Annotated in this window: 10 protein-coding genes; 6 read left to right on the top strand and 4 right to left on the bottom strand. The window is 63.4% G+C overall.

What is annotated here, in order from left to right:
• Positions 1-335: 335 nt before the first annotated feature.
• Both BSZ14_RS12790 and BSZ14_RS12785 read right to left on the bottom strand, forming a co-directional pair.
• On the bottom strand, positions 336-1,121 hold the full coding sequence (locus BSZ14_RS12790) for an SDR family NAD(P)-dependent oxidoreductase (RefSeq protein WP_004213209.1): 786 nt from the start codon (positions 1,119-1,121) through the stop codon (positions 336-338).
• Entirely contained in the window at positions 1,118-1,669 is a 552-nt protein-coding gene (locus BSZ14_RS12785; RefSeq protein WP_056433609.1) for a recombinase family protein, read from the bottom strand. Before BSZ14_RS12785 ends, BSZ14_RS12790 begins: the two co-directional genes overlap by 4 nt.
• A gap of 138 nt (positions 1,670-1,807) precedes the next feature.
• On the opposite strand from BSZ14_RS12785, the gene BSZ14_RS12780 reads away from it, so the two are divergent.
• Complete coding sequence (locus BSZ14_RS12780) at positions 1,808-4,762, top strand: Tn3 family transposase (RefSeq protein WP_010408827.1); 2,955 nt, start codon at positions 1,808-1,810, stop codon at positions 4,760-4,762.
• A gap of 17 nt (positions 4,763-4,779) precedes the next feature.
• Here BSZ14_RS12780 and BSZ14_RS12775 read toward each other — a convergent pair whose 3' ends face one another.
• On the bottom strand, positions 4,780-5,124 hold the full coding sequence (locus BSZ14_RS12775; RefSeq protein WP_082442129.1) for a response regulator: 345 nt from the start codon (positions 5,122-5,124) through the stop codon (positions 4,780-4,782).
• A 90-nt stretch (positions 5,125-5,214) separates the two neighbouring features.
• Here BSZ14_RS12775 and BSZ14_RS12770 point away from each other — a divergent pair, with 90 nt between their 5' ends.
• The 4 genes from BSZ14_RS12770 to BSZ14_RS12755 all read left to right on the top strand — a co-directional run bounded on the left by BSZ14_RS12770 (position 5,215) and on the right by BSZ14_RS12755 (position 8,896).
• A complete protein-coding gene (locus BSZ14_RS12770; protein ID WP_010408824.1) occupies positions 5,215-5,397 on the top strand; it encodes a CsbD family protein in 183 nt (60 codons plus the stop codon).
• A 130-nt stretch (positions 5,398-5,527) separates the two neighbouring features.
• Positions 5,528-7,621 carry a catalase gene (locus tag BSZ14_RS12765; protein ID WP_076711220.1) on the top strand — a complete coding sequence of 698 codons (2,094 nt, stop codon included), beginning with the start codon at positions 5,528-5,530 and terminating at the stop codon, positions 7,619-7,621.
• Positions 7,622-7,681: 60 nt separating this feature from the next.
• Positions 7,682-7,915, top strand: coding sequence for a hypothetical protein (locus BSZ14_RS12760; RefSeq protein WP_056433615.1), 234 nt, complete (start codon positions 7,682-7,684; stop codon positions 7,913-7,915).
• Positions 7,916-7,978: 63 nt separating this feature from the next.
• Positions 7,979-8,896: an NAD(P)/FAD-dependent oxidoreductase gene (locus BSZ14_RS12755; protein ID WP_056433618.1), complete on the top strand. Its 918-nt coding sequence runs from the start codon at positions 7,979-7,981 to the stop codon at positions 8,894-8,896.
• Between the two features lie 76 nt (positions 8,897-8,972).
• On the opposite strand, the gene BSZ14_RS12750 is transcribed toward BSZ14_RS12755, so the two are convergent.
• Entirely contained in the window at positions 8,973-9,728 is a 756-nt protein-coding gene (locus BSZ14_RS12750; protein WP_236696976.1) for a Crp/Fnr family transcriptional regulator, read from the bottom strand.
• A 282-nt stretch (positions 9,729-10,010) separates the two neighbouring features.
• On the opposite strand from BSZ14_RS12750, the gene BSZ14_RS12745 reads away from it, so the two are divergent.
• Positions 10,011-10,229, top strand: coding sequence for a hypothetical protein (locus BSZ14_RS12745; RefSeq protein ID WP_236696977.1), 219 nt, complete (start codon positions 10,011-10,013; stop codon positions 10,227-10,229).
• The last annotated feature ends 1 nt before the right edge of the window (position 10,230 follow it).

The following is a 10,230-nucleotide window of genomic DNA, read 5'->3' as shown; positions in this document are numbered from 1 at the left end:
AGCTCGGCGCGCCGGAACGCTTGATGATCAGCCCTGCAAATGTGGCGGTGTCGTTTGCTCGCATCGCCTGAAGCAACAATGGCCGCGTCGGCACTAGACTGACAAACAGAATCTTTCGCGTCTGCGCTTGAGGGTATCCATGTTGCAGAATTGATACAGGTAAGTGATGTAAGGAAGCTATGTGCAAGCTGCCGCGGTGATCCGCCCTGCCACCCCCGCCGACGCGGGGTGACTACACGAAAGTGACGTATCTGCACGCTAAGGGCGAACAAATCCGGTACGATGCCAGCAGATGCTATTCGCAGGCTTTCCTGCCCCTTTTATGTGGTGCCGCCCTACGGGCGCCGATATGGGAGGGCGGCAATCCGATTGACCAACGATCGAGGTAGAACCCTGCTCGCCAAATATGTGAGCTGGTTGCCCATCCCCGGTATGGCGAAGGATTGCCGATAAACCAGAGCGTGGACTGCATGGGCCGCGCACCGGTCAACGTCCATCAAACCCAACCTCCCCCACTTCAAATCGCTGAGGGCAGCCATGTCTGTGTCGATTCCACCGGGTGCAAAAGACCCAACACTCACTCCCGTCCCGGCAAGCTCCACGGAAAGCGCTCGCATGAGGGTGCTCACATAGGCTTTCGACGCGCCGTAGACCGCTTGGAAGGGCACGGATGTTTCGCCCGCCAGGCTCGACACGGCGATTACTGAGGATTCAAACGGCTGCTCCCTGAAAATCGCAATCAGGCGAGCCAGCAAATCCGTGAAACCGAGTATGTTTGTTTCAATTACCTCGGCATAAGTGTCGGCACGGCCTGCATCAAATGAACCAACGCTCGTCATTCCGGCAACCAACAAAGCGGCTGTTACTTGCAATTCTGCAACCTTAGCCGCGATTTTCTCCCTGCCCTCGATTTCACGTTGATCAGCCACTATAATCTCGCACGGCACATTGAACCGCTCGTCAATTTCGGTCTGTAGCTCCCGCAAGTTGTCGAGCCTTCGTCCAACAATCAGGGGCTTGGCCTGGTACGATGCCGCCAAGCGGAGGGCGGACGCTCTGCCCAAACCGGTCGAAGCCCCTGTGACCAGCACCCACGAGTTCTTGATCGCCAGCGGTTTCACGCGTTTTCCAGAGCCTTGTATAGGGCGGTTTTGCCGATCTTGAGCCGGGCCGCCGCCTCACGAACAGTGAGGCCCGCTGCGATATGCGCCCGCGCTTTACGTAGTTTGTCGGGGGTAACGACAGGCCGGCGACCACCCTTGTTGCCCCGCTCGCGTGCGGCCTTGAGGCCGGCATGAGTGCGTTCACGGATCAGGTCACGCTCGAATTGGGCCAGCGAGCCGAAGATGTTGAACACCAGCATGCCGCCCGGCGTCGTGGTGTCGATATTCTCGGTGAGTGAGCGGAACCCGATGCCGCGCGCCGCAAGCTCGCCGACCTTCTCGATCAGGTGGCTCATCGAGCGGCCGAGGCGGTCGAGTTTCCAGACCACCAGCGTGTCGCCGGGGCGCAAATAGGCGAGCGCTTCGGTTAGGCCAGGCCGATCGGCTTTTGCCCCGGATGCGTGATCGTCGAATATACGGTCGCACCCGGCAGTGTTCAGCGCGTCAAGCTGGAGCGACAGCTTCTGGTCTGCGGTCGAGACGCGCGCATAGCCGATCAGCGCCATGCGCGGGTCCGAAGTGTCCGTTTTCCCATCTTGACGCGATCTTGTCCGAATCGCCGTTACAGGTCCAGAGTTGACGGACACATTCACGCTGGCCGTCCAATCACCGTCTGACGGACAGCCTCAAGCAGGTTCAGGGTCATGGCGAGGCGACGCCTGCTCACCCGCGAGGCGCTTGCGGGTCAGTTCGATCCCCCGACTGACGAACGCGAGATCGCGCGACATTTCACCCTGTCACGCGAGGATCTCGATTGGGTCTCGATCCGGCGTGGTCCCGCATCGCAGCTCGGTTACGCCATGACGCTCCTTTATATGCGCTGGCCCGGGCGGGTACTCGGCGCGGACGAGACGCCGCCCGCAGCGGTCCTGTCGTTCGTCGCCCGTCAGCTCGATGTGCCTGAAGCGGCTTGGCATGACTATGGCCGTCGTGAGCCGACCCGCCGTGCGCATCTCACCGATCTGGCACGACGCATGGGCTATCGAGCGTTCGGCCGGACCGACTTCCACGCACTGGCCACCTTCGCCATGCCCGTGGCGCAGACCATCATCCAGCCATTGCAGCTGGCCGAGATCGTCATCGACGAAATGCGACGGCGTCGCCTGTTGCTGCCGCCCGTCACCGTCATCGAGGCGATCGTACGACGAGCGCGCCGCCAGGCCGACGAACTCGTCCACGATGTGCTGACCCAGGGGCTGGGTGATGGCGGACGTACCCGCCTCGATGCGCTGCTCGCCCGTCGTGGCGACCGGGGTGCGACGTGGCTGTCGTGGCTGCGCAACCCGCCGCTGTCGCCGGCACCGCGCAACGTCATGCGCCTGCTCGAACGACTGGATCATGTCCGGGCGATCGGACTGGCCCCGGCGCGGGCCGCTACGATCCCGACCGCGGCCTTCGACCGCATCGCCGACGAGGCGGTGCGGATCACATCGCAGCATCTGGCGGAACTGCCCGACCGGCGCCGCCATGCCGTCCTGGCGGCAGCCGCGCTGCGGCTTCGTGAGAGCCTCGCCGATGCGGTGCTGGCGATGACGGACAAGCTGCTCGGCAGCATGATGCGGCGCGCCGAGAACCGGACGCGCGACAAGGCGCTGGGTACGATCCGCGCGCTCCAGGCACAGTTGCGCCTGCTCACCGGCTCCTGCCGCCTGCTGATCGATGCACGGGCGCAAGGCTTGGACTCGCTTGCCGCGATGGCGATCGACTGGGAGAAACTGGGAACGGCGGTCGGGGAAGCGGAGATACTGGTCGCGCCGGAGACGACCGATCGTACTGCCGAGCTGATCGACCGGCATCGCTCGCTGCGTGCGGTGATCGGGCCGTTCCTGGGCGCCTCCACCTTCCGGGGTGCCGGCCCGGTCCAGGGGCTGCTCGATGCGGTCCGGATTGTCGGTGAGGTTTATCGGACCGGCAGGCGACGCTTGCCCGACAATCCACCGCTTCGCTTCGTGCCGCCATCGTGGCGGCCTTTCGTGCTGCGCGACGGGCAGGTCGTCCGCGCAGCCTATGAACTGTGCGCTCTCACCCAGTTGCGCGATCGGCTGCGTGCCGGCGACATATGGGTAGAGGAAAGTCGCCAGTATCGTGCTTTCGACAGCTACCTCCTGCCGCCCGCCACCTTTGCGGCGCTACGCGAGCGCGGGCCGTTGCCGTTGGCGATCGACACCGACTTCGATACCTTCATTGCCGGTCGCCGTGCCCGCCTCGATACCGCGATCGAACAAGTCACGGCGCTCGCCCGGCAGGGGGAACTGCCCCAGGTACGGCTCGACGCCGGCGGGCTCGTCATCTCGCCGCTCAAGGCCGTAACCCCGCCCAGTACAGAGGACGTGCGGCGCATGGTCTACGACCGCCTGCCGCGCGTGAAGATCACCGATCTGTTGCTGGAGGTCGATGGCTGGACCGGCTTTTCCGAATGCTTCACGCATCGCCGCTCCGGTCGACCGGCCGATGATCGTAACGCGCTTCTCACCGTGATCCTGGCGGACGGCATCAATCTCGGCCTGACGCGCATGGCGGATACCTGCCAGGCGGCCACCCTGCGCCAGCTCGCACATCTGCATGACTGGCACGTCAGCGAGAGCGCCTATGGCGCAGCGCTGGCGCGACTGATCGACGCGCATCGCGCCCTGCCGCTAAGCAGCCTGTGGGGCGACGGCACCACGTCGTCGAGCGATGGCCAGCTCTTTCACGCCGGTGGGCGCGGGGCTGCGATCGGTGACATCAACGCGCGTAACGGCAACGAACCCGGCGTCAGCTTCTACACCCACATCTCGGATCAATATGACCCGTTTGCGAGCAGGGTGATCGCGGCGACAGCGGGCAAGGCGCCCTATGTCCTCGACGGGCTGCTCTACCATGCCACCGGTCTGTCGATCGAAGAGCATTACACCGATACCGGCGGGGCCTCCGACCATGTATTTGGCCTCATGCCGTTCTTCGGCTACCGCTTCGCGCCGCGTTTGCGGGATCTGAAGGAACGACGCCTGCATCTGCTGCCGCAGCAGGATGCCGGGGCGCTGCTCGTCGGACTGACCGGCGATCCGGTCGCGGTCGGCCACGTCGCTGACCATTGGGACGAACTGCTCCGCCTCGTCACCTCGATCCGCAGCGGCACCGTCACCGCCTCCGCCATGCTGCGCCGGTTGTCCGCCTATCCACGTCAGAACGGCCTTGCGCTGGCATTGCGTGAGGTCGGGCGGATCGAACGCTCGATTTTCATGCTCGACTGGTTGCGCGACATCGACCTGCGCCGGCGTGCCCAGGCCGGACTCAACAAGGGAGAGGCGCGCAACGCGCTCGCCCGAGCGCTGTTCTTCAATCAGCTCGGCGAACTGCGGGACCGCCGGTTCGAAAACCAGACCTACCGCGCCTCCGGCCTCAACCTGCTCGTAGCCGCCATCATCCTGTGGAACACCCGCTACCTCGAACAGGCCATCGCCGGCATGGCCGTGCCTCCTGAAACTGCCCGCCACATCGCACCGCTCGGGTGGGAGCATATCTCGCTCACCGGCGACTACCGCTGGAACACCGACGACCGCCCTCCGGTCGGCCAGCTCAGGCCGCTACGCACACCCACATCGTTGCTCGCTGCATGACGCGGCTTCGTGTTCGCCTATCGTTCACGCAACACCCGGTGCTCCATATGCAATGCCTCGGGGAGAAGCTCCGGGTTGGCCGTGAGATAGATGATCCGGGTGTCGCAGCTCCGTCGCAGCTCATCAGCGATCATCGGGCCGGTGAAGCCGTCGGCCAGATTGAGGTCGATGATCGCGATCTCAGGAGCAAATTCGATGACGGCTCGAGCGCTCTCGATACTGTCAACGATCATGATCGCGTCGATCCCGGAATCCCGCGCGAGATCCTCTAGGTGGCTGGCAACGGCCGGAATGTCCTCGGCGATCAGCAATCGGTGCATCCGCTTTTCCCCTGTTGTCGTCCGAACAGGTTCAGCCGCCATGCGTTCCAGTCTTATGCATTTTTCCGTGCATAGCGGGAGCCAAAGCGCGCGGTCGTCGTTGAAGCCTATTGCAATCAATGGAGATGCATCGTGGGCGAGTTCGTGGACAAGGTGAAGGGCGCGATCAACGACCTGGTCGGTGACGCCAAGCAGGAGGTCGGCACCCGGACCGATAACCCCGATCTGGCAGCAGACGGCGCCGCACAGCAGGCGACCGGCAAAGGGCAGAAGCTCAAGGGCGGCATCAAAGGCGCGCTCGGTGACAAAATCTGATCAGCCTCGGCCGAAAGGGTCGTGACTGAAAGCAAGGGGCACCTCGATATGAGCACCCCTCCGACTGTTGGAAGACACTCGACATCGTAATCGTCCACGCCGTGCTGCGTGAACTTGAAGGGGATTAGCAATGGCGTCGGACGGCAAAGCGCGGAAGCAGGATTACGCAGGCGGGGAAACGCATCAGATCGCTGACGACGATCATCCGGTGCTCACGACCAACCATGGCATGCCGATCTCGGACAATCAGAACCAGCTGAAGGCGGGGCCGCGCGGCCCGGTGCTGATCGAGGACGAAGTCTTCCGCGAGAAGATGAACCATTTCGATCACGAACGCATCCCCGAGCGCATTGTCCACGCCCGCGGCTCGGCCGCGCACGGCTATTTCGAGTGCACCGAGAGCCTCGCCGATATCACCGTCGCCGATCTGTTCCAGAAGAAAGGCCAGCGCACCGAGGTGTTCACTCGCTTCTCGACCGTCGCGGGCGGTGCCGGATCGGTCGACACGCCGCGCGACGTGCGCGGCTTCGCGGTCAAGTTCTATACGCGCGAGGGCAATTGGGATCTTGTCGGCAACAACATCCCCGTCTTCTTCATCCAGGACGCGATCAAGTTTCCAGACCTGATCCACGCGGCCAAAATGGAGGCTGATCGCGGCTACCCGCAAGCGGCAACCGCGCACGACACGTTCTGGGACTTCATTTCGCTGATGCCCGAGTCCACCCACATGGTCATGTGGGCGATGTCCGACCGCACGCTGCCCCGCACCTTCGCAAACATGGAGGGGTTCGGCGTCCACACGTTCCGCTTCATCAACAAGGAGGGGAAGTCGACCTTCGTCAAGTTTCACTGGAAGCCGAAGGCGGGCCTCGCCTCCACGATCTGGGACGAGACGGTGAAGATTGCCGGCGCCGATCCGGACTTCCAGCGCCGCAATCTGTTCGAGAGCATCGATCGCGGCGATTTCCCGACCTGGGAGCTGGGCGTGCAGCTGTTCGACGAGGCGTTCGCCGAAAGCCAGCCCTACGACGTGCTCGACGCGACCAAGATCATTCCCGAGGAGGTGCTGCCCGTCCGCATCGTCGGCAAGATGGTGCTCGACCGCTATCCTGACAATTTTTTCGCCGAAACCGAACAGGCCGCATTCGTGCCGAGCCATGTCGTCCCGGGCATCGGCTTCTCGAACGATCCGCTGCTGCAGGGCCGTTTGTTCAGCTATACGGACACGCAGCTATCGCGGCTTGGCTCGGTCAATTTCCATCAGCTGCCGATCAACCGCGCGAAGGGCCGTGCCGAGGCGGCGGGCTGCCCGTTCATGAACCAGCAGCGCGATGGCCACATGCAGATGTCGGTTCCCAAGGGTCGCGCCAATTACGAGCCCAACAGCCTGGCGCAGGCGGGCGAAGAAGCCGGCGCCCGCGAAGACCCGGAGCGTGGCTACAAGACTTTCCCCTCGGAAGAGCAGGGCCAGAAGCTGCGCATCCGGCCGGAGAGCTTCGCCGACCATTACAGCCAGGCGCGGCTGTTTTTCCGGTCGATGGACCCGGCCGAACAGGCGCACATCGCCTCGGCGCTGGTGTTCGAGCTCAGCAAGGTCAGCCTTGAGCATATCCGCATCTCGGTCATGGCCAACCTGCGCAACGTCGACGAGACTCTGGCGCAACGCGTCGCCGATGGCCTCGCGATGGACCTGCCGCCGCCATCGAAGACCGCCGCCCCGGTTCTCGACATGGATCCCTCGCCCGCGCTGCGCATCATCCGCGGTCCGCTCGAAAAGCACACGCTGGAAGGCCGCACGGTCGGCATCCTGATCGCCGACGGAACCGACGCCGGCGAGCTGTCGACGCTCAAGGACGCGGTGAAGGCCGCTGGCGGCACGCCGATGACGATCGCGCCCAAAGTCGGCAAGGTGCCCCTGTCCGACGGCAGCGCGATCGCCGCGGACGCGCAGCTGTTCGGCCAGCCGTCGGTGACGGTCGATGCTTGCGCGGTGATCCTGTCTGAGGCGGCTGCGGCCAAGCTCGTCAAGGAAGGCGCCGCGGTGCAATGGGTGATGGACGCTTTCGGCCACTTGAAGGCGATCGGCGTTAACGACGCCGCCAAGCCGCTCCTCGACAAGGCGGGGGTCGAGCCCGACGAGGGCGTCACCGACCTTGCCGGCTTCGTCGAGGCGGCAATGAAGCGTTATTGGGATCGGGAAGCGTCGGTTCGAACGCTGGCGTGATCGCTCGAGACGTCTCCACGCCCGACCTCGGTCGGGCGCACCCTCACGAAAGGACGGCACATGGCAAATCTGCTCGGCGCGCTCATAGGCGCTGCAATCGACCGCGGTGACGGTGACAGCGGGATCAAGGGCGCTATCATCGGCACCGTCGCTGAAACGGCGATCCGGGGACTGGCGCCCATTGTCGCGACCTACGCACTTGGATGGGGCGTTCAATACGCAGTCCGCAAAGGGTGGCATCTGGTTGCGGGGGCCGATCCGATCGAACCCGCCAATGGAATACTGCGTCGCTGATGCCGAGTGTGCACGCGACGCTGGCCGCAGATCGGGGCACCTCAGATCCGGCGATGCTCCCGAATGATTGACTGCGTGATCATCGGCGGCGGACCGGCAGGCCTGACCGCCGCCATTTATCTCGCACGGTTCCGTCGCAACGTCGTTGTAATTGATGACGGCAACAGCCGGGCAAGCTGGATTCCCAGGTCGCATAATCATCCCGGCTTCCCGGAAGGGATCGGCGGAGACGAGCTGCTCGTGCGGATGCGCGCGCAGGCCGAGCGCTATGGCGCGGTGCTGCATCCTGAACGCGCAACGGCATTGGAGCGGAAGGGAGACGGGTTTCTCGTATCCACAGTGAACCGCACGCTGGACGCGCGTATGACGTTGCTCGCGACAGGTGTGGTCAATCGCAGTCCGCAGATCGATCCCGCCACGCACAGGCGGGCATTGGAAAGCGGCAAGTTGCGCTACTGCCCGATCTGCGACGGTTTCGAGGTCACCGACATGCGCATCGCCGTGATCGGCGCCGACGAACACGGCGTCGCGGAGGCACTTTTTCTCAGGACATATTCGTCAAAGATCACGTTGCTGGCAGAGCGGACCGTCGACCTCGACGAAGAGGACCGACAGGCGCTCCAAGAGGCCGGGATCGCGCTCGCCGGTGCGCCGCTAGCCTCCATCGACTTCGAGTCGGGAGATGATGTCATAATCGCCTTGGAAGACGGTGCCGGCACCGTAGTCGTGGACACCGTGTATCCGGCGCTTGGCTCGGACATCAACAATGCGCTGGCCATCGATATGGGGGTCGCATTGAGTGACTGCCGGTGCATTGCCACTGACGAGGATCAGCGCACCAATCTACCCGGTTGCTATGCTGCCGGCGATGTCGTGGCCGGTCTCGATCAGATCAGCGTGGCGACAGGTCACGGGGCGAAAGCGGCAACGGCGATTCACAACGCGCTTCGAGCGCTTGACGGGCAGACGGCGGACAAATGATCGGTTCCAAGCGTCTTAGCGACTTGACCGCGTCCATATCAAACCAAGACCATGCTCGCGATCGCCGCACCAGATGTCAGTCTTCGCACTCACTGCTCGGTGGCTGCGTGAACAGTTTCGATATTTCACCCCGGATGAGTGCGTAACATTCGCAGGATTCCTCCCGCAGTAGGTCGGGATTGATCACCGAGATCTTGCCGCGTTTGTACTCTATCGCTCCGATCGAGAGAAATTCGCGGGCAACGATGTTGACGGCGTTTCGCTTGACCCCGAGCATTTCGGCAAGGAATTCCTGCTTCAAGGGCAGCCTGTCGGTCTCGGTCCGATCGTGGGTGGTCAGGATCCAGCGCGCGAGGCGCTGGCGAACGGTATGAAGCGCGTTACAGGCAACCGATTGTAGTGACATTCGCACCATGACCTCGCGCCAGCGAGTAACGGCCGAACAGAACTCCACGCTCTCGTCCACCAGATCTTCGAAATCTTCCGCTTTGACCCGGTAGCCGCTGCCGGGGAGTTGAACGACATAGCGGTTGAAAGCGTCGTCGACATAGCCGCTCGCACTCAAACCTGCGGCTCCCTCACGCCCGATCGTCATTCCCTCAGCGGTTCGACCGTCGCTCATGACCGCGACCAGCGAGATCATGCCGGTCAGCGGCAGAAAGACGTGAGTGAGCGGTTGACCGGGCTCGTACAATACCTGTCCGGCTTCCAGCAGCACGGGCTCCAGGCGATCGTCCATCCGCGCCCGCTCATCGGGAGGAACCCGATCGAGAAGGTGGTTGCTGCTCGAAAGAGCCGCACCGTTCTCGCGATCTGCGGGATCGTCAGCCAATGAAAAGCTCCTCTCTAGCTGCATGCTCAACGCGCCGCCCTACACGTCGACCAATTTCGACAAAAGAAACCTCCGCGGGAACGCGCCATGTGAAAAACCGTTAATGAACGGTTGAATACATAACCGGGCGATAGCAGCATGGTTCGATCGGCATGGAGAGCGCTAGGCGGCACGGCGATGCCTGTCGCCGGGGCTGTTCTGCTCGCTTCCTGTGCCAGCCCTTCGACACAAATAGCGACCGGGCTTGGAGGGTACGGACTAAGCGAAGGTTCGGCGCGATGCATGGGAGATCGCCTGCAGTCGCGCCTGTCGCTGGGCCAGCTCCGACAACTCGGTCGCGCCGCACAAGCTTTGAGTCAGTCGCAGGCCGGGCGCCTGACGGCCAATGACCTGATCCGCGCGGGCGCTCAGGTCAACGACGTCAAAATACCCCTGGAAGTCACGAAAGCGGCCGCATCTTGCGGTGCGTTGACGGAAGCGGCCGGGGTTCAGGGAGGTTGAT

Origin of the sequence: Sphingomonas sp. Sph1(2015), assembly GCF_001970915.1 — a bacterium.
Taxonomy (GTDB): domain Bacteria; phylum Pseudomonadota; class Alphaproteobacteria; order Sphingomonadales; family Sphingomonadaceae; genus Sphingomonas; species Sphingomonas parapaucimobilis.
Note: the sequence above shows the minus strand (reverse complement) of the source record. Positions and strands in the feature narration are given on the sequence as shown.

Bases quoted from the DNA above. Each gene is read 5' to 3' on its own strand.
- BSZ14_RS12745 (WP_236696977.1), top strand. From the start codon at position 10,011: ATGGGAGATCGCCTGCAGTCGCGCCTGTCGCTGGGCCAGCTCCGACAA.
- BSZ14_RS12785 (WP_056433609.1), bottom strand. From the start codon at position 1,669: ATGGCGCTGATCGGCTATGCGCGCGTCTCGACCGCAGACCAGAAGCTG.
- BSZ14_RS12765 (WP_076711220.1), top strand. From the start codon at position 5,528: ATGGCGTCGGACGGCAAAGCGCGGAAGCAGGATTACGCAGGCGGGGAA.
- BSZ14_RS12780 (WP_010408827.1), top strand. From the start codon at position 1,808: ATGGCGAGGCGACGCCTGCTCACCCGCGAGGCGCTTGCGGGTCAGTTC.
- BSZ14_RS12755 (WP_056433618.1), top strand. From the start codon at position 7,979: ATGATTGACTGCGTGATCATCGGCGGCGGACCGGCAGGCCTGACCGCC.
- BSZ14_RS12775 (WP_082442129.1), bottom strand. From the start codon at position 5,124: ATGGCGGCTGAACCTGTTCGGACGACAACAGGGGAAAAGCGGATGCAC.
- BSZ14_RS12760 (WP_056433615.1), top strand. From the start codon at position 7,682: ATGGCAAATCTGCTCGGCGCGCTCATAGGCGCTGCAATCGACCGCGGT.